The sequence below is a fragment of the Lysinibacillus zambalensis genome (genome assembly GCF_040183165.1).
Taxonomy (GTDB): domain Bacteria; phylum Bacillota; class Bacilli; order Bacillales_A; family Planococcaceae; genus Lysinibacillus; species Lysinibacillus zambalensis.
The window spans coordinates 41,993-60,870 of the sequence record NZ_JBEGDG010000026.1 but is presented as its reverse complement, the minus strand read 5'-3'; the positions used below and the strand labels follow the sequence as shown (position 1 = coordinate 60,870).

The window sequence follows — 18,878 nt, the reverse complement described above, 5'->3', positions numbered from 1 at the left end:
GGCACGCCGCCAGCGTTCGTCCTGAGCCAGGATCAAACTCTCCATAAAAGAAATTTGATTAGCTCAAATTGTTTTGCCGGCATCATGTTTGATGTCCAAAATTTTGTTTCGTTCACCAACTCAAGGTTAGCTACTAAAAACTTTATTGATTACGTTTTGCTTGTTCAGTTTTCAAGGTTCATTTTGTTGTTGTTTTGTTTCAACAACTTTTATAGTATAACATTTTTCGTTTTTCGTTGTCAACTCTTTTTTAGAAGTTTTTTTCACTTCGTTTCAAAAGCAGCAACTCTTATATAATACTATTCTTAGTTTTCGATGTCAACATCTTTTTTTGATGTTTTTTTCGAACTCATTTTGTTTCTTGCGTCGTCTTAACGACAAGTAATAATTTATCATGATTCTACTACAACCGCAAGTGTTTTTTTACTATAAATACTCTTTTTTTATAAATAGCGAATTAGTGAGTTATTTTGCGTTTTTCCGAGAACTAAATAACTCTTATAACCTTCTATCTATCACTTTATTTGTTTTACTATACATCTCTTTCTTAAAAATCTCAACAAACCAAATAAGAAGAGTCTTACTTCTATCAAAGAATAACCATTTGAAAAGGATGCTTTCTCAAGCTTTTCTTAAAAAATCATCTAAGATCTACACAATAAAATGCGTCATCGCCTCTCTTACACATTACTCTAACAAATAAGCAATAGAAAAAAGGAGTCAAAGTGTTCTCCTACACTCCGACTCCTACTTATTCATGTTTATTACTTTTTAACTTTATTGTTCCGCACATAATAACAAAAAAGAAAGAAGAATATATTATGTTCGCTTTTCAAATGCGGAATTCAAAATTGAAAGTGTGTTTTTAAAACTAAAATATAAAGAATCTACTAATTCAAATTAGTTATTTTGTTTCTCAACTACATCTAGGCACCAAGAGAAATTATCCCACGCCGAATACCAGCCACTGAAAACTTCAGAGGAATCATCCCAACGGACATCGAACTTCTTCTGACCGTTTATATCCACTAAATATAAAGCTAGAGTCGGTTCCAACTTAGAAACCGCTAATTTCATGCCATTTTCAAGCTCTTCCTCAGTAAACAGAACATCCGAAACTGAGCGTACTTGCGCCTGTTCAAATACTAGTTTGTTAAAAATTTTATAATTCATTATAAGCCTCCAATAATACTTCTATAATGTCTATTTCTATTTTATCTGCAAATTACAGAACTCTAAAAGTATACCTTATATTCATTCATCATTTAAATACTCTACTTAATTCTTTTTATCAATTATGTCTCGGCATAATTGCGTCTTGAGGCTTTAGGCCAACAGATGTATTTTGCACGAAAGCGTAATGCTAACGTAGCGGCAGCAACGTGTTTTATATGTGCCGACAGCAACAGCACCGATGTTGTTCACTCAGTCGTTGCCACAGGACGTGGCGCCCTTAGACTGAGTTCCTCCATTTCAGCGGATGTTTGCACACCCTCTGCATTCATCTCAACACCTATAGAGGTGGGAGACTTCCGCTAAAAAAGGTTAAACTTTTCAAACATTAACTAAGTCGATTTCATCACAGAAAACACAAAACAGGAGTCTTAGTGCTTCTCCTACACCTCGACTCCTGCTTTTTTCACGATTACCTCATAACAAAGCTGTTCTTTTCTAGTTCGATTACCGCTTTTTTATGCTGAGTAGTAGTCGTGCTATATCCTCTATCAATTAAGTTAAAACAACTATTTAGTAGTATGACGCATTGTAGGGAATAATAATACGTCACGAATTGATGGTGAATTTGTAAGAAGCATGATTAAACGGTCGATACCAATGCCCAATCCACCTGTTGGAGGCATACCGTATTCTAATGCTTCAATGAAATCATTGTCCATTTCATGCGCTTCATCATTACCGGCTGCTTTTTCAACTAATTGAGCTTCAAAGCGCTCACGTTGGTCAATAGGGTCATTTAGTTCTGTAAAGGCATTTGCATGCTCACGACGAACGATGAATAGTTCGAAACGGTCTGTAAAACGCTCGTCCTCTGGATTTTTCTTAGCTAGAGGTGAGATTTCTACTGGATGACCATAAACAAATGTAGGTTGAACTAGAGTTTCCTCAATCTTTTGTTCGAAGAACTCGTTAATAATATGCCCTACCTCATGTGTTTCTTTAACTTCTACTCCATGTTCTTTAGCAAGTGCTTGAGCTTGTTCCTTAGTCATAGGCTGCCAGAAGTCTACACCTGTAGCTTCTTTTACTGCATCTACCATATGAACTCGTTTCCAACCTACAGCTAGATTAATTTCATCTTCACCGTATTGAACTGTAGTTGTCCCAAGAACTTCTTGCGCTACATGAGCAATAAGGTTTTCTGTTAGAGACATAATATCTTTGTAGTCCGCATAAGCTTCATACAGCTCTATCATTGTAAATTCAGGGTTGTGGCGTGTTGAGATTCCTTCATTTCGGAAAACACGACCAATTTCATACACTTTTTCTAGTCCCCCAACAATTAGGCGTTTCAAATGCAGTTCGATTGCAATACGCATATATAATTCCATATCAAGTGCATTGTGGTGTGTAATAAATGGACGAGCTGCTGCACCACCAGCAATTGTATGAAGCATTGGTGTTTCTACTTCTAAATATCCTGCATTATCTAAATAATTGCGAATAGCACGGATAATTTTAGAACGCGTAATAAATGTTGTTTTACTTTCCTCATTCGTCATTAAATCTAAATAACGTTGACGGTAACGTTGTTCAACATCTTGTAAACCGTGGAATTTTTCCGGCATAGGGCGTAGCGCTTTTGATAAGAATGTAAACTCTTCAGCCTTTACAGAAAGCTCTCCCACTTGTGTTCGGAATACATTACCACGAATACCTACGATATCACCTAGGTCAGCTTGTTTAAATAATTCATATGCTTCTTCGCCAACATGATCTTGGCGAACGTAAATTTGAATTTGGCCACCTAAATCTTGAATATGTGCAAAGCCAGCTTTTCCTTTACCGCGTTTCGTCATAATACGACCCGCAATAATTACCTCTTGTAGGTTTTCCTCTAGCTGCTCTTTTGTTTGATCTGCAAATTGTTCATGTACTTCTGGTGATAAATGCGTACGTTCAAAACGACTACCAAATGGATCTTGACCATTTTCTCGAATAGCCGTCATTTTTTGGCGTCTCACCAAAAGCTGATCATTTAATTCTTCTATGTTTGACACTTGATTCACTCCTTATTAAATTGTCCGCGTTGCGTTTATATCCATAATATTTCTATTGTACACAATTTTATTGCTGTAATCATCTGTTTCGCTTTAATTTCCATAAGAGAAAAAATGATTAATAATTCTAAAAATTGATATTGGCAGAAAAACAGACGTCTCAAAAACAATGAGACGCCTTTTTAATGAAATCAATTATGCCTCAGCATAATTGCCCGCTTCGCTTTCGCTGAGTTCCTCTATTTCATCCAGGTGTTTGGACACCCGCTGAAAGAAGTTATAGAATTAATTCTTTTGCTTCTGGAACTATTAATGTAGATTCAAGCTCTTCATAGTCTTGTACAAGTCCATTTAATAATGCACGAAGCTCTACCGCAGTTTCTGTTTGGTTAATCGCTTTACGAGCTATACCATTACCGCGAATACCTTTTAAATACCATGAAGCATGTTTACGCATCTCACGTACTGCCACACTTTCTCCTTTTAATTGCATAAGGCGTTCAAAGTGTAGCAAACACACATCAATTTTTTCACGTACACTTGGCTCTTCCTTTAGCTCACCAGTTTCAAGGTATTGAACTGTACGATAAATCATCCACGGATTACCTAAAGCAGCGCGTCCAATCATTACTGCATCTACCCCAGTAGTGTCAAGCATACGTTTTGCATCTTGAGGAGTTTCTACATCACCATTACCAAGCACAGGAACTTTAACATTTTCCTTCACTTGTCGAATGATATCCCAGTTTGCTTTTCCTTCGTACATTTGTACACGTGTACGTCCGTGAACAGCTATTGCTGAAGCACCAGCACGTTCAGCAGCTTGTGCGTTCTCAACAGCAAAAATATGCTCGTCATCCCAACCAATACGCATTTTTACGCTGACAGGTTTTTTTACTGCATCGACAACAGCCGCTACCATTTCATATAATTTATTCGGATCTAAAAGTAAACGAGCGCCCGCTTCACATTTAATAATTTTATTAACCGGGCAGCCCATATTAATATCGATAATATCGGCAGTTGTGTTTTCATCTACATACTTAGCTGCTTCCACTAGTGTTGCTTTATCACCACCGAAAATTTGCAATGAAAGTGGATTTTCACGCTCATCGATATAAAGCATGCCAAGTGTTTTTTCGTTCTTCTGGACAATCCCTTTATCACTAATCATTTCTGCATAAACTAGCCCTGCCCCGAACTCCTTAACAGTTAAACGGAATGCAGAGTTACAAATTCCAGCCATTGGTGCTAATACGACACGGTTGTCCATGACAATATTTCCAATTTGAAACGGCTTCTCAGTTGTCTGACTCAATGTTGTTTTCCCCCTTCTATAGGTTTTCACCTATTTCTATATAAAAGCAACCGCAGGAGGCTTTAATTTAAAGATTAGAAACCTAATTAACGGACTGCATCATTTTTAATTTCGCTGATGCTTGCCATAAAGTTACGCCTTCCTCTTCACTATCCATCTGTTGCATTATATCGTGTGCCCTTCTCAGCTGTTCTCCAACTGGCGCAGGCGTAATTTCTATGAGTGGTACTAGTACGAAAGCTCGCTCATACATTCTTGGATGTGGCACAATTAAGCTTTCAGTTTCAATATTTTCGTGATTGTAGAGCAAAATGTCAAGGTCAATGATTCGTGGGCCCCATCGAAATTCACGAACCCGCCCTAGTTCACCTTCAACCCATTGGCAAATTTTCAGCATTTCGGAAGATGAATGACTCGTTTTAATATGAACAGCAATATTTAAAAAGTCTGCTTGGTCAGTGTAGCCTACCGCTGCTGTTTCATAAACTGAAGAAGTTTGTACAACTTCAATTTCATCTTTACCCTCTAAAAGTTTTACAGCGTGTTGCAGGTTTTCATATCGCTCGCCCATATTTGTACCGATCGATAAATACACATCATTCATTAGTAATCACCTCTCGTTACCTCTACTGACACCTCTTTATAATAACCATGTATCGGTGGGTCCGGTTTAATAAGCTCCACGCGTACACCCTTAACCTTTTCTGAGTAAGTCTCTAAAATACTGTTTGCTATTTTTGAAACAAGTGCTTCAATAAGCTTGAAAGGCTCTCCTTCTACGATATCACGGCATAATGCATAAACCTCTGCATAGTTTACCGTATAGTCCAAGTCATCAGTCTCTCCAGCCTTTGTCATATCTACAGCAAGTGAAACATTGGCACGGAAGCGCTGGCCAAGTGTTGTTTCCGCCGCTAAAACACCGTGATAACCGTAAAACTGCATATCCTTTAAATGAATATAGTCCATTACGCTTCCTCCTTGTAGATACGCTTACCTACTAAAATATCAGCCATATGTGTCGCTCGTGCCATTTCCTTTACATCATGCACACGAATCATATGACAGCCCTTTTCAATCCCGTAAACAACCGTTGCACCTGTACCTTCTATACGCTCCTCAACAGGCAGCTTTAAGACATTACCAATCATTGATTTACGTGAAGTCGCTAGCAAAACAGGATAACCCATTGCTACCAATTCATCTAAATGCTGCATCATTTCAATATTCTGAGCAGTAGTTTTCGCAAAACCTATACCTGGATCTAAAATAATATGATTATCTGGTACACCTGCATTTCGGGCAATAGCAATACTCTTTTCTAAGTCGCTCTTAGCCGTCATCCAGAAATCAGTACCATAATCAGTATTTTCTCGATTATGCATTAAAATAATTGGTACATTTAAATCTGCAGCCACTTGAGCGATCTCAGGTTCAGCTTTCGCTCCCCAAATATCGTTAATAATATGCGCACCAGCTTCAATAGCTGCTCGAGCTACGTTCGCTTTATACGTATCCACCGAGATAATCGCCGGCACCTCAGCTACTAACGCTTGAATAACTGGCACAATGCGTGCAATTTCATCTTCATCGGAGATACGTTCATAACCTGGTCGTGTTGATTCTCCGCCAACATCAATAATTTTAGCACCATCAGCTACCATTTTTTTTGCTTGTCCAACAGCTGCTTCAACATTATTAAACTTTCCTCCGTCTGAAAATGAATCCGGTGTGACATTTAAAATACCCATCACAAAAGTTTCTGCTGTATAGTCTAACGTGATACCGTTAATAGTTAATGTTGTTGTATAGTTTTCTAGCATGTAAACTCTCCTTCTATTCTTGTTCCACTTCATTGGCAAATGCTTCATGTAAACGCGAATAAACAGGCCCTTTATTGCCTAATAATAGCTTACTCTCTAATTTAAGAATTGGAACAAGTTCTTGTATAGAGTTAGTAATAAAGCACTCCGAGCTTTTCTCTACATCCTCACTAGTAAAGAAACCTTCTTCCACCTTAATGCCCAAAGATTGTGCTCGCTCAATTACCCACGCTCGGATAATTCCAGGTAAAATACCAGTCTCTAAGGAAGGCGTATATAGTATATCATCTTTCACCCAAAAAATATTTGATGTTACACCTTCAGCAACAAAGCCTTCTTCCGTTAAAAAGAAGCCCTCTTGTTGCGCTAGAGATGGCATCTCAAAACGCCCAAGAACGTTATTACCATAATGGTGCGACTTCACTCGAAGCCCTTTTTCAGGAGTGTTACGAGGTGTTACAAGCCATTGTGCGTTTTTTTCCATGCCTCGAGGTGTAGCATGTAATTCTTTGCGAAAAACAATGACATTCGGTTGTCTATATTCAGTAGGCTGTAAACCGATACTATGCTCTCCAGCTGAGACGTTTATTCGGAAATAACCATCCTGTCCTTTGGCCTGCTCATTTAATTGCTGAACAACCTTAAGTAAATCCGCTTCTGTATAGGACATATGAATACGATATTGAGAAAGCGCCGTTTGCAACCTTTCCATATGTGCTTCCCAGCAAAACACCTTTCCTTTATACGTTCGAAACGTTTCAAAAAAGCCTAACCCGTATAAGAATCCATGATCAAATGGTGAAATGCGCAAATCCTGCGCCTCTACGTAGTCTCCATTCATCCAGCACAGCATTTACTTCGCTCCCTCAACATATAAATCTATAAACTGGCGTAGAAGCTTTTTACCTTGTTCTGTCATAATCGATTCAGGATGGTATTGCACTCCCTCAATTGGATAATCCTTATGACGAATGCCCATAATTTCGCCTTCTTCTGTCCATGCCGTTACTTCAAAACATTCAGGTAATGTTTCCTTCTCTACAATTAAAGAATGGTAACGAGTAGCTTCAAATGGATTTGGCATCCCCTTGTGCAAACCTATTTCAGCATGGTGCACAGGTGATGTTTTACCATGCATCAAACGCTCAGCCCGTATAACATTTCCTCCAAACACTTGAGCAATGGCTTGATGGCCAAGACAAACGCCTAAAAGCGGAATATTTCCCGCGAAATACTTAATAATGTTCAGGCTTTCACCCGCTTCATTCGGACTGCATGGCCCAGGAGAAATGACAATCATATCTGGTGCAAGCTGCTCAATATCTTTCACCGTCAATACATCATTTCTTTTTACTACTAGTTCATGACCAAACTCCCCAAAATACTGTACAAGGTTATACGTAAAAGAATCGTAGTTATCAATCATTAAAATCATTTTGCTCGCTCCTCTGCCATTGCCTTAGCCTGCCACATCGCCCTCGCTTTATTTAAAGATTCTTGGTATTCTCTTTCCGGAACAGAATCAATAACAATGCCCGCTCCCGCTTGAATATGTGCTACCCCATCTTTAACAAACGCTGTACGAATGACAATATTAAATTCCATATCACCTGTGTAGCCTAGCCAGCCAATCGAACCCGTGTATAATCCTCTTCTTACAGGTTCTAATTCCTCAATAATCTCCATCGTACGAATTTTCGGTGCGCCTGTTATCGTTCCTCCTGGGAACATGGCACGGATAACGTCTGCATTGGTTTTCCCTTCAGCTATTTCTCCTCGTACATTAGAAACAATGTGCATCACGTGTGAATAGCGTTCAATCACCATGAACTCATCCACTTCAACCGTCCCATACGTAGATACTCTTCCTAAATCATTGCGCTCTAAATCAACAAGCATTACATGTTCAGCACGTTCTTTGTCGTTATCAATTAATTCCTGCGCTAATGCTAAATCCTCCGCCTCGGATTTCCCTCTTGGTCGTGTACCAGCAATCGGTCGAGTAGACAATTCGTTACCGTGACGCTTCACCAAAAGCTCAGGTGAACCAGAAACGACAGCAAAATCCGGTGCTTCTATATACGCCATGTACGGCGAAGGATTAAATGCACGTAACGCTTCATATACATCCATTGCAGTTGCGTTTAACTTTTTAGATTGACGTACTGATAAATTCACTTGAAATACATCGCCTTGCGCTATGTATGTTTGGATCTTACGCACCGCTTCCTCAAAATCCGTTCCAGCAAATGATACTAACAGTTCACTTTCATCATTTACGATTTCTACAGCACTTGCTTTTTCAAATTTACGAGTAAGCAATCCTTCTTGCGCTGCCCCTTGCCACGCATTAGCCCATTCCTCCAAATTTACATTACAGTCTGCTAGCTTCATAAGCGTTACTTTATTTGTCTTCACATCGTGTACCGCCCAGCAATCAAACATATAAAAATAGATATCTGGTACATGTAAATCATCTATAGCAGTATTAGGAAACACTTCAATTTTACGAGCGTAATCGTATGCTACAAACCCAATAGCTCCACCTTGAAAAACAGGAAGCTCAGCATTATAAGAAACGTGATATTTCTCCACTAATTTCTCTAATAAATCAAGAGGCTCACCGTTTAAATTTTCAGTCTCACCATTTCTCCACTTTATAAGTAAACCATTCTCAACCGATTGTGCTGTAGCTAACGGATTCCAAGCAGCTATCGTAAAATTTCCTCCGCGTCCACTTTCTAAAAAAATATGCGCTTGTTGTGCTTCTGTTTGCTTCTTATAACTATAAAAAAACGAGTCTGCATCCATCGATATTGTTTTCGTAAGTATTGTCTTCAAGTTGCTATTCCCCTTTAAGTCATATGATGTGATTCCATCTTAACTTGAATATTGCTTTGAAGCGAATATTTTTCAAGTGTCACGTAAAAATTACCTTCTTTCACATGTCTTCTTGTAGCGAAAGCAACAAATGGCTTTTGAATATATATTTCTACTTTATAATTTGGTTAAACGAAGAGCATTTGCTACACTAATAGCAAACAGAAAATTTTACAAATTGTGTATATTTATCTTATAAAAAGGAGCTGTTTTATCATGAAAAAGATATTTTCAGGGGTTTTCCTCGCGATGATACTCATGCTGATTTCTCTACCTGCATATGCAGCACATAGTATTATTAAGATTGATGGTGTTGTCGTTACTACAGATGCGGCACCAGAGACTAAGAATAATCGAACAATGGTACCTTTGCGTGTTATCAGCGAAAATTTGGGAGCAACAGTAAATTGGAAAGACTCAAAAGTAACACTAACGAATAACAAAATGCAGATAACGTTACAGCCGAATAGCAATACTGTTATAAAAAACGGTAAAACAGAGTTACTTGATGTCAAACCATATTTAAAGAACAATAGACTATTTGTTCCTATTCGATTTATTGCAGAGACCTTTGGTTGTCAAGTCAATTATCAAAATTCCACAGTAACAGTGAATACCGAGCCATTGGTTATAAACAATGTAAAAGTAAAAGCTACTCAATATGAATACCATATGACAATGGGTGGGGTCGTACAGCAGATCCAAGGGAACACCTATAATAAAGCCTTATATAAAGTTTTCAATGAAAATAAAGGAAAAGTTGTCGATGCCCCTGCTGACTATTCATGGCAAATTAATCTAGACGTTCCAGGTTCCTATTATAAGGATGGACAATATAATTTTATGAGTCATGAAAATAAAAGTGTTCAACAGTTTGACCTTTATTCTTTAAATGGACCCTTCCCGGAAGAAGAATTGAAAGGATACCCTAAAGTATTAATTCATGATGTCACTGCGGATAAATGGTATTTATTCACTGATAAAGCACGTGAATCTATTGATCAATTAATAAATACGGCCACTAACAATGGCTTCGTAAAAATCTTAAGTAATACAGTTGTTTAGTGAAGTCTATTCTAATCATATTTTTTGAACTGCTCCATAGATGTTAGTTATACTTCTAACATTTACGGGCAGTTTTTTTATTATCAATTACGCCGAGGCATTATTGATAATAAAAAAAGGCTCCTCGTTAAAGGAGCCCTTACGTACAAATAATTGGATTAGTCTTCAAATTGATATAAAGGTGTTGATAAATAACGTTCCCCATTTGAAGGTACGATCGCAAGAACATTTGAACCCTTACCTAAACGTTTCGCTGCTTCAATCGCAACATGAATAGCTGCTCCTGATGAAATACCACATAAAATGCCTTCTTCACGCGCTACTTTACGGGCTACATCAAAAGCAATCTCATTTTCAACTGGGAATACAGTAGAGTATACATCTGTATCTAATACTTCAGGTACGAAACCAGCTCCGATACCTTGAATTTTATGAGGCCCCGGTTGACCGCCAGAAAGTACCGGTGAATCTTTTGGTTCAACAGCAATAATTTCAATATTTGGGTATTTCTCTTTTAGCACAGCACCAGCACCAGTAATTGTACCTCCTGTACCAACACCAGCAACAAATGCATCTAATGTTAAACCTTCAAACGCTTCTACAATTTCTGGACCTGTTGTTAAACGGTGAACAACAGCATTAGCTGGATTCGTGAATTGTTGTGGTAAGAAGTAGCCATGCTCAGCAGACAACTCCTCTGCCTTAGAAATTGCACCTTTCATACCTGCTGGTCCAGGTGTTAATACTAGTTCTGCACCATAAGCACGCAATAAGTTACGACGCTCTAAGCTCATTGTTTCTGGCATTACTAAAATCGCTTTATAGCCTTTAGCTGCAGCAATCATTGCAAGACCAATACCTGTATTTCCAGAAGTAGGCTCAATAATTGTACCACCTGGCTTTAATGTACCATCTTTCTCAGCCGCCTCAATCATCGCTAAAGCTAAACGGTCTTTTACTGAGCTGCCCGGGTTAAAGTATTCTAATTTTACATAAACAGTACCTTCATTTTCACCTGTTGCATGATTTAATTTAACAATTGGCGTTTTACCAACTAATTCAGCTACCGAATTTGCTAATCTACTCATTTATTAATCCACTCCTAATCCCTACTAATTTTATAGGTTTTACTTATTTTTGATTTTATCAATTTTTCCATTCGATTGTCAATAAATATAACTTATATTTTCAGAATATTTATTACATCCGATCCAACCGACATTTGCGAATAAAGAGAAATAAAAATCTGCTCAATATCCTCGGGTGGCGTTACTCTGTGACGCTAAACGTCTGCAGGGGTCTCCCTGGCTCACTTTTCCCGCAGATATCTCGCAGATTCTTTAACTTCTTTCAGCAGATGTTTTTTGTACCGAAAGCGTAGCGTCAGGTACAGATGTTTTTGTACCGAAAGCGAGGTGAGCCGAAATAGAGGAACTCAGCCTAAGAACGCCACGTCCTGTGGCAACAACCGAGTGACCAACATCGGTACTGTTGTTGTTGTTGTTGTTGCTGTCGCTTCGCTTTCGCACAGTTAAAACCTTGTTGCTGTCGCTTCGCTTTCGCACAGTTAAAACCTTGTTGCTGTCGCTTTCGCGCAAAAAGCATCTGCCTAAAGCCACCGACGTATGTCATGGAATTATGCCAAGAAATAATCACTACTCATTTCAGAGCAATCTGTTATTTACCTTTTTTCGCTTCACCGTAATACCAAGTTGCATTAAATTCAGACCAAAATGCTTCTGGTGTAACAGATTGTGACAACTGCTCTAAGGCAAGCTCACGTTCTATATGTTCTTTCACATCATCATATGTAAAGGATTGACCTTCTAATATCTCTTGTACTCGTACAATTCCATAATGACCATTAGCAAGCTTAAACGCTTTACTAATCTCACCTGCTTTTAAAGCTTCCACTGCTTTTAAAATAGCCGGATCGATATTTTCTTGGTTTTCTGTAAGGAAACCGACATCTCCACCTAAGCTAGCCGATGCACTGTCTAGGGATATTTCACGTGCCAGCACTGAAAAATCAGAGGCATTTTTTATTTCACTTAATGCTTCCTCAGCAGCTTTTTTTGAATCCACCTCTATAAAATTCGTACGATAGTTTGTTTTTGTATTATATAGCGCCTGATTTTCCTCGTAATATTTCTCAATACTACCTTTTTTTATAACCACATCTTTCGTCAACACTTTATCCAAAATAAGCTGTGAACGAATTTTTTGTCGTAGTTGCTCTGATGAAAGGTTTTGCATGGCAGTGTCAAATTTATCTTGAGCAGATCGCATTAAAGCTAACTCTAAATCAATCTCCTTATCAGTCACTTGAATTTTAAATTTTTTAGCTGCCTTTTCCATCACAGATTCGTTTACTAAATTTTGGAGCGTCTCTTTACCATAGCGTTCTTCCATGGCAATCATCCACTCTTGACGTGTAATAACTTCCCCGTCAACGGCAGCGACTTGCTCGTCGCTACCAATTTCCTGGTCTTTATTAGGGATTAACCAAGTAATAAACCATATAATATTTCCTAATAGCAAGATTGAAATAACTGTTAAAGCCGGTTTTGTCTTAAGGCGGCGTTGCAGTAAGGGCGTTTGGTTAGGTGTTCCAGCGGATAAAGGTCTTCGATTACGCGTTGAGCTCATCAATAAATCCTTCTAACTCTTCTTTTGAGAAACGGTATGTTTCTAAACAGAAGTGACATTGTGCTTCAGCTGCGCCATCCTCTTCAATCATTTCTCGAATTTCCTGTGTCCCTAACCCTAAAATCGCTGCACCAAATCGCTCTTTTGAACATTGACATTTAAATTCTACAGGCATGGAGTCTAAAATTTGTAGATGGCCTTCTCCTAATACAGCCTCTAAAATTTGCTCAGGTGTAAAACCTTTTTCAATCATTTTTGAAACCGGCTCTATAGTAGCTAGATGCTGCTCAATTTCATTGATTGTCTCTTCTTCACAGCCCGGCATTAATTGAAGGATAAAACCACCAGCTGCAAGAATTGTGTTATCAGGATTTACTAAAACCCCTAAACCAACTGATGAAGGCACCTGCTCTGATGTAGCAAAATAATAAGTAAAGTCCTCAGCAATTTCACCTGATACAATTGGCGTTTGTCCAGAGAACATATCTCTCAAGCCCAGATCTTTTACGACCGTTAATGCACCCTCTGTTCCTACACCTGCTCGAACATCAAGCTTACCGTGCTCATTTAAATCAAAATGAACATGAGGATTTGTCACAAAGCCGCGTACTTCACCGTGCGCGTTACTGTCTATTACCATTGGACCGATTGGACCGTTCCCCTCAATTTTAACAGTGATTTTTTCCTCGCCTTTTAACATGGCACCCATCATCACCGCAGCAGTCATAGAACGACCAAGGGCTGCTGAAACAATAGGCCATGTATTATGACGTCGTTGCGCTTCTCCTACTGTTGCTGTTGTACAAGCCGCAAAAACACGAACCTGCCCGTTGAATCCTAAACCGCGTACTAAATAGTCTTTCATAAATGAAATGTCCCTCATTTCTTATTGATTGCGTTTATATAGCTTATATAAGCCTTTTAATGTTAAAAACGGGTCGACTACATCAATAGCTTGCGTCTCCCCAGCAATTAAATTTGCTAATCCTCCAGTAGCAATTACTAAAGGTTCTTCCTTACTTTGTGCTTTCATGCGATTAACAATTCCCTCAACTTGCCCAACAAAGCCGTAAAAAATTCCGGCCTGCATAGCAGATACAGTTGTCTTTCCAACAATATGTGCAGAGCGCAATATTTCAATACGTGGCAATCTAGCTGCCTGTGTATAAAGCGCCTCCGTTGAAATCGAAATACCTGGAGCGATAGCACCGCCCATATAATCGCCCTTTTCGTTTAAGTAACAATACGTCGTGGCAGTACCAAAATCAACAACAACCAATGGTGCTTTATAATCATCAAGAGCCGCAATAGCGTTCACTATACGGTCCGAGCCAACTTCACGAGGGTTTTCATATTTAATATTCAATCCTGTTTTCACACCTGGTCCTACGACGAGCGGTTTTTTTCGAAAATACTTTTGACACATCGCTTCTAACGAAAACATGATTGGTGGTACAACAGAGGATATAATAATGCCTTTAACTTGTTCAAATGAAATGCCTGCATGATTAAAGAAAGATAATACTTGCATTGCGTATTCATCTTCTGTTTTATGTAGGTCTGTCACCATACGCCAATGGAAGGCCAATTGATCGTTGTCACCATAGACACCTAATACGATATTCGAATTTCCTGCATCTAAAACTAAAATCATCGTTGATGCCTCCTATTTATTGCCCCTCATCGTAATTGTACCTGTCACTATGCAATTGATACAACTAAAACAATGCATATTCATGCACAAAAAAATCAAAATCAGTTATGCCTCGGTATAATTGCGTCCGGAATCGGAAAGAAGTTAAAACACTTTAGAAAATGATACCACACTTTTATTCCTACGAAATAGCATTCATTCTTACTCCCAAAAGGAGCCACCCTCATCTTAGGTAGCTCCTTTCAAATTATTTAAAATTAAATTTTTCTGGGTCTGGTCCGCAACGTAATCCATCATTTAGTGCATCTAACTGAGCCATTTCTTCCTCCGTTAATGCAAAGTCAAAGACCGTTAAATTTTCTGTCATTCGTGCAGGAGTCATTGTTTTTGGAATAGTGACTACACCATGCTGAACATCATAGCGTAACACAATTTGTGCAGGTGTTTTGCCATATTTAGAAGCTAGCTGCTGAATCAATGATTCTTCCAATAGAGAACCATTCATTAGTGGTGACCAAGCTTCTGCCTGTATTCCTTTCTCCTTACAAAATGCACGTACTTCCTCTTGAGTTAAGTGCGGGTGAAATTCAATTTGATTAATAACAGGAACAACTGATGTTTCCTTTAATAAATGTTCTAAATGATGAACATGGAAATTACTAACACCAATTGAGCGTACACGTCCATCCTGATAAACTTTTTCAAGCGCCTTATACACATCAACATAATTTGTATCTATTCCCGGCCAGTGAACTAAATATAAATCTAAATAATCTAATCCTAATTTTTCTAAACTACTATCATAAGCTGCAAGTGTTTCTTCATAGGAGAGTCCATCGTTCCAAACCTTCGATGTTACGAATAGTTCTTCACGTGTTACTAAACCCTCATCAATCGCTGCACGAATTCCTCGCCCTACACTTTCTTCATTGCGATATACTTGGGCTGTATCAATGCTGCGGTAACCTTTTGCAATAGCTGTTTTTACCGCTACAGCCAAGTCATCTCCTTCAGGTACTCGAAAAACACCATAGCCGATTAACGGCATTTCTAAACCATTATTCAATGTTACGTTTCCCATGCGTCAACACTCCTATCTATTTTGGCTCTAAAATATTTAAGAACCTATATAAAATTATCGTAATACCTAATACAGAAAAAAGGCAAAGAAAAAGACTGCTTACTAAAATCGTAAACAGTCTTTCCCATATTAATCACGCTTTTCATCGATACCTTTTGGTGTATCATTCGGCCCTATGTCCTCTTTAGGTAAATCAGCTGTTGTTGGATTTGGTTCATTGTTAAGCAATTCTTTCTTAACAACTGGTTCACCAACTACATCTAATACTGGTTGAGCTTCAGCTTTAGGAGCTTTTTCTACAACCGGTTCTACCTCTGGTTCCGGTAAGACACCGTGATCACGTAAATGCTCGATTTCTTGCGCGTTCAATGTTTCTTTTTCCATCAACGTGTTAGCAATTAAATCAAGTAAACCACGTTTTTCAGTTAAGATTCGTTTAGTACGCTCATATTGCGAATCGATAATTTTTTGCATTTCCTTATCAATTTCATAAGCGATTGAATCAGAATAGTTTTGATCTGAATTAAAGTCACGACCAAGGAATACATTCCCACCCTGACTTGAACCAAACTGCATTGCACCAAGATTTTCACTCATACCATATTCAGTGACCATGGCACGTGCAATACTTGTTACCTTTTGGAAGTCGTTATGTGCCCCAGTAGATACTTCGCCAAGGACGATTTCCTCTGCCACACGACCACCAAGAAGTCCAGCAATACGGTCTAATAGTTCTTGTTTTGTTGTGAAGAAACGTTCTTCCTTCGGTAACATAATCGCGTAACCTCCAGCTTGGCCACGAGGGACGATCGTTACTTTGTGTACTGTATCTGCTTCATCTAGCTCTAAACCAACAACTACGTGGCCGGCTTCATGGAACGCTACAAGTTTCTTCTCTTTCGCTGAGTATACACGGCTAGCTTTTGCTGGACCTGCGATTACTCGGTCAGATGCCTCATCGATATCTGCCATATTGATTGTACGTTTGCTTTTACGAGCCGCTACAAGTGCAGCTTCATTTAACAAGTTCTCTAAGTCGGCACCCGAGAAACCTGGTGTACGTTGTGCAACAGCTGCTAAGTCCACTGACTCTGATAAAGGTTTGTTGCGCGCATGTACTTTTAGGATTGCTTCACGACCTTTTACATCAGGGTGTCCTACTGTAATTTGACGGTCAAATCGACCAGGACGTAATAAGGCTTTATCTAAAATATCTGGGCGGTTTGTTGCAGCGATAATAATAATACCTTCGTTTGCCCCGAAACCATCCATTTCAACTAACAATTGGTTCAATGTTTGTTCACGCTCGTCATGGCCACCACCTAGACCTGCGCCACGTTGACGACCTACTGCATCAATCTCATCGATAAAGATGATACAAGGTGCATTTTTCTTTGCATTTTCAAACAAGTCACGCACACGTGATGCACCAACACCGACGAACATTTCTACGAAGTCAGAACCTGAAATCGAGAAGAATGGTACGCCTGCTTCACCTGCTACTGCTCGTGCAAGTAATGTTTTACCTGTACCAGGAGGACCTACAAGTAAGATACCCTTTGGAATACGAGCACCAATCTCAGTGAATTTACGGTGATCTTTTAAGAAATCAACAACTTCAACAAGCTCTGCTTTCTCTTCATCAGCACCCGCTACATCTGTAAAACGAACTTTTTTCTTCTGATCGTCATAAAGTTTGGCTTTACTTTTACCAAAGCTCATCACTTTATTTCCGCCACCTTGAGATTGACTCATTAGGAAGAAGAATAAGAAAATGATAATGATGAAAGGAATAATTCCTGTAAAGAATTGAATCCATCCACTTGTTTCTGGCGCTGTTAAAAATGTAATATTACTATTCTTATCCTTAGCAGCCACATCGATGCGGTCCATTAATGATTGGTTATTGGTAGGGAGGTTTGCAGTAAAGCTTTCTCCTTTTTCATATCCCTTCAATGTACCTTCAACGATGTATACTGATTTATCAGGTTGAATTGTAGCACTTGTTATTTCTTTCTTATCTAGAGCTTCTATAAACTCATGATAAGTTAACTCTTTCGTTGGTGAAGTTCCACCATTGAAAGTACCAAAAATACCGATAATCACTAAGAAAATCAGTAAATAGAATATGGTATATCGAAATATTCGATTCATCTCCAGCCTCCTCATTACAACAGAAAAATTATAAGTAAAATCTTAACATATCATGATTTCATCATACAACGAAAAGCCCTACATAAAAAAAGTTTCGTGCGATTTTTGTCGAAATCAAAACATATTTATGCATTTATTTACTATGTTCCAGCGTTTGTATCCGATACTTCATTCAGTACAATGTGCCTAGATTTTTAGATTTACGATCAATTATGCCTCGGCATAATTGCGTCCAGAATCAGCTTTAGGTCAACGTGGTGTTGGTTACTCAGTCGCGTGCTGTCTACTGTTGTCGCACAGATAAAACCTTGTAGCTGACGTTTCACTTTCGCTACGTAAACACTGCTGAAGGAAGTAAAAAAACTAAAAATCTATGACCTTCGCTGGAGGCTCTTACCTTTCATAGCTGGTGTTCTTTTGTTAACTTTTTAATTTTAGAAAGAATAAACTTCCGGCTTTAAAATGCCGATATACGGTAAATTACGGTATTTTTCTGCGTAGTCTAAACCATACCCTACAACAAAGCCGTCTGGCACTTCAAAACCAACATAATCAGCAGCTAAGTTTACTTTACGACCTGATGGTTTATCTAACAATGTAACGATTTTGATGGATTTTGCTTTGCGGTATTTAAATAAGTCGACTAAATAGCTCAACGTTAAGCCGCTATCAATGATATCCTCGATAATTACTACGTCACGTCCCTCGACGCTTGTATTTAAATCCTTTAGAATCTTTACTTCCCCAGATGAAACAGTTGCATTACCATAGCTAGAAACATCCATAAAATCTAGCTCAATGAAAGAATCGAAACGTTTCATTAAGTCTGTCATAAAAGGCATAGCCCCTTTTAAAACACCAACAGCTAACGGGAATGAATCTTTATATTCCTCTGTCAATTGTGCTCCTAATTCAGCGATTCTTTCTTGCAATTGTTCTTCTGTAATCATAACTTTTTCGATGTCATTTTGTAACATTTTGATTCCTCCTCGTGTGTATAAAAAATGTTCAACCATGT

18 protein-coding genes are annotated in these 18,878 nt (G+C 38.6%); 1 reads left to right on the top strand and 17 read right to left on the bottom strand.

The window, feature by feature from the left end; translation table 11 throughout:
* Positions 1-900: 900 nt before the first annotated feature.
* The 9 genes from ABNX05_RS22860 to pabB form a co-directional block, all read right to left on the bottom strand.
* The gene (locus ABNX05_RS22860) at positions 901-1,173 is read right to left on the bottom strand and encodes a hypothetical protein (protein WP_349661792.1); all 273 of its coding nucleotides are present in this window, start codon (positions 1,171-1,173) and stop codon (positions 901-903) included.
* Positions 1,174-1,742: 569 nt separating this feature from the next.
* Positions 1,743-3,245 (bottom strand): lysine--tRNA ligase, encoded by a 1,503-nt coding sequence (lysS, locus tag ABNX05_RS22855; protein WP_349661791.1) that lies wholly within the window; start codon positions 3,243-3,245, stop codon positions 1,743-1,745.
* Positions 3,246-3,513: 268 nt separating this feature from the next.
* A complete protein-coding gene (gene dusB, locus ABNX05_RS22850; protein ID WP_349661790.1) occupies positions 3,514-4,554 on the bottom strand; it encodes a tRNA dihydrouridine synthase DusB in 1,041 nt (346 codons plus the stop codon).
* Between the two features lie 82 nt (positions 4,555-4,636).
* The gene (folK, locus tag ABNX05_RS22845) at positions 4,637-5,158 is read right to left on the bottom strand and encodes a 2-amino-4-hydroxy-6-hydroxymethyldihydropteridine diphosphokinase (RefSeq protein ID WP_349661789.1); all 522 of its coding nucleotides are present in this window, start codon (positions 5,156-5,158) and stop codon (positions 4,637-4,639) included.
* The gene (gene folB, locus ABNX05_RS22840; protein WP_079563711.1) at positions 5,158-5,523 is read right to left on the bottom strand and encodes a dihydroneopterin aldolase; all 366 of its coding nucleotides are present in this window, start codon (positions 5,521-5,523) and stop codon (positions 5,158-5,160) included. Before folB ends, folK begins: the two co-directional genes overlap by 1 nt.
* Positions 5,523-6,377: a dihydropteroate synthase gene (gene folP / locus ABNX05_RS22835; RefSeq protein ID WP_349661788.1), complete on the bottom strand. Its 855-nt coding sequence runs from the start codon at positions 6,375-6,377 to the stop codon at positions 5,523-5,525. Before folP ends, folB begins: the two co-directional genes overlap by 1 nt.
* Positions 6,378-6,390: 13 nt before the next feature.
* The gene (gene pabC / locus ABNX05_RS22830) at positions 6,391-7,230 is read right to left on the bottom strand and encodes an aminodeoxychorismate lyase (RefSeq protein WP_349661787.1); all 840 of its coding nucleotides are present in this window, start codon (positions 7,228-7,230) and stop codon (positions 6,391-6,393) included.
* Positions 7,231-7,812 (bottom strand): aminodeoxychorismate/anthranilate synthase component II, encoded by a 582-nt coding sequence (gene pabA, locus ABNX05_RS22825; RefSeq protein WP_349661786.1) that lies wholly within the window; start codon positions 7,810-7,812, stop codon positions 7,231-7,233.
* Positions 7,809-9,218: an aminodeoxychorismate synthase, component I gene (gene pabB / locus ABNX05_RS22820; protein ID WP_432760168.1), complete on the bottom strand. Its 1,410-nt coding sequence runs from the start codon at positions 9,216-9,218 to the stop codon at positions 7,809-7,811. The genes pabA and pabB overlap by 4 nt, the downstream gene beginning before the upstream one ends.
* 255 nt (positions 9,219-9,473) lie before the next feature.
* On the opposite strand from pabB, the gene ABNX05_RS22815 reads away from it, so the two are divergent.
* Positions 9,474-10,322 carry a copper amine oxidase N-terminal domain-containing protein gene (locus ABNX05_RS22815; protein WP_349661785.1) on the top strand — a complete coding sequence of 283 codons (849 nt, stop codon included), beginning with the start codon at positions 9,474-9,476 and terminating at the stop codon, positions 10,320-10,322.
* Positions 10,323-10,480: 158 nt separating this feature from the next.
* Here the strand turns inward: ABNX05_RS22815 and cysK are convergent, their stop codons facing one another.
* From cysK to hpt, 8 genes are all read right to left on the bottom strand, one after another.
* A complete protein-coding gene (gene cysK, locus ABNX05_RS22810; protein ID WP_079563706.1) occupies positions 10,481-11,410 on the bottom strand; it encodes a cysteine synthase A in 930 nt (309 codons plus the stop codon).
* Between the two features lie 352 nt (positions 11,411-11,762).
* Entirely contained in the window at positions 11,763-11,954 is a 192-nt protein-coding gene (locus tag ABNX05_RS22805) for a hypothetical protein (RefSeq protein WP_349661784.1), read from the bottom strand.
* Between the two features lie 45 nt (positions 11,955-11,999).
* On the bottom strand, positions 12,000-12,971 hold the full coding sequence (locus ABNX05_RS22800) for a peptidyl-prolyl cis-trans isomerase (protein WP_349661783.1): 972 nt from the start codon (positions 12,969-12,971) through the stop codon (positions 12,000-12,002).
* On the bottom strand, positions 12,955-13,836 hold the full coding sequence (gene hslO, locus ABNX05_RS22795; RefSeq protein WP_349661782.1) for an Hsp33 family molecular chaperone HslO: 882 nt from the start codon (positions 13,834-13,836) through the stop codon (positions 12,955-12,957). Before hslO ends, ABNX05_RS22800 begins: the two co-directional genes overlap by 17 nt.
* A 21-nt stretch (positions 13,837-13,857) precedes the next feature.
* Positions 13,858-14,625 (bottom strand): type III pantothenate kinase, encoded by a 768-nt coding sequence (locus ABNX05_RS22790; protein WP_349661781.1) that lies wholly within the window; start codon positions 14,623-14,625, stop codon positions 13,858-13,860.
* Between the two features lie 247 nt (positions 14,626-14,872).
* Positions 14,873-15,706, bottom strand: coding sequence for an aldo/keto reductase (locus tag ABNX05_RS22785; RefSeq protein ID WP_349661780.1), 834 nt, complete (start codon positions 15,704-15,706; stop codon positions 14,873-14,875).
* 129 nt (positions 15,707-15,835) lie between these two features.
* Positions 15,836-17,860, bottom strand: coding sequence for an ATP-dependent zinc metalloprotease FtsH (gene ftsH / locus ABNX05_RS22780; protein WP_349661779.1), 2,025 nt, complete (start codon positions 17,858-17,860; stop codon positions 15,836-15,838).
* A gap of 434 nt (positions 17,861-18,294) precedes the next feature.
* Positions 18,295-18,837: a hypoxanthine phosphoribosyltransferase gene (gene hpt, locus ABNX05_RS22775; RefSeq protein ID WP_079563700.1), complete on the bottom strand. Its 543-nt coding sequence runs from the start codon at positions 18,835-18,837 to the stop codon at positions 18,295-18,297.
* Between the last annotated feature and the right edge of the window lie 41 nt (positions 18,838-18,878).

Coding starts and splice junctions, on each gene's coding strand:
- ABNX05_RS22860 (WP_349661792.1), bottom strand. CDS start 1,173: ATGAATTATAAAATTTTTAACAAACTAGTATTTGAACAGGCGCAAGTA.
- folK (WP_349661789.1), bottom strand. CDS start 5,158: ATGAATGATGTGTATTTATCGATCGGTACAAATATGGGCGAGCGATAT.
- folB (WP_079563711.1), bottom strand. CDS start 5,523: ATGGACTATATTCATTTAAAGGATATGCAGTTTTACGGTTATCACGGT.
- folP (WP_349661788.1), bottom strand. CDS start 6,377: ATGCTAGAAAACTATACAACAACATTAACTATTAACGGTATCACGTTA.
- pabC (WP_349661787.1), bottom strand. CDS start 7,230: ATGCTGTGCTGGATGAATGGAGACTACGTAGAGGCGCAGGATTTGCGC.
- pabA (WP_349661786.1), bottom strand. CDS start 7,812: ATGATTTTAATGATTGATAACTACGATTCTTTTACGTATAACCTTGTA.
- ABNX05_RS22815 (WP_349661785.1), top strand. CDS start 9,474: ATGAAAAAGATATTTTCAGGGGTTTTCCTCGCGATGATACTCATGCTG.
- cysK (WP_079563706.1), bottom strand. CDS start 11,410: ATGAGTAGATTAGCAAATTCGGTAGCTGAATTAGTTGGTAAAACGCCA.
- ABNX05_RS22805 (WP_349661784.1), bottom strand. CDS start 11,954: ATGACATACGTCGGTGGCTTTAGGCAGATGCTTTTTGCGCGAAAGCGA.
- ABNX05_RS22800 (WP_349661783.1), bottom strand. CDS start 12,971: ATGAGCTCAACGCGTAATCGAAGACCTTTATCCGCTGGAACACCTAAC.
- hslO (WP_349661782.1), bottom strand. CDS start 13,836: ATGAAAGACTATTTAGTACGCGGTTTAGGATTCAACGGGCAGGTTCGT.
- ABNX05_RS22790 (WP_349661781.1), bottom strand. CDS start 14,625: ATGATTTTAGTTTTAGATGCAGGAAATTCGAATATCGTATTAGGTGTC.
- ABNX05_RS22785 (WP_349661780.1), bottom strand. CDS start 15,706: ATGGGAAACGTAACATTGAATAATGGTTTAGAAATGCCGTTAATCGGC.
- ftsH (WP_349661779.1), bottom strand. CDS start 17,860: ATGAATCGAATATTTCGATATACCATATTCTATTTACTGATTTTCTTA.
- hpt (WP_079563700.1), bottom strand. CDS start 18,837: ATGTTACAAAATGACATCGAAAAAGTTATGATTACAGAAGAACAATTG.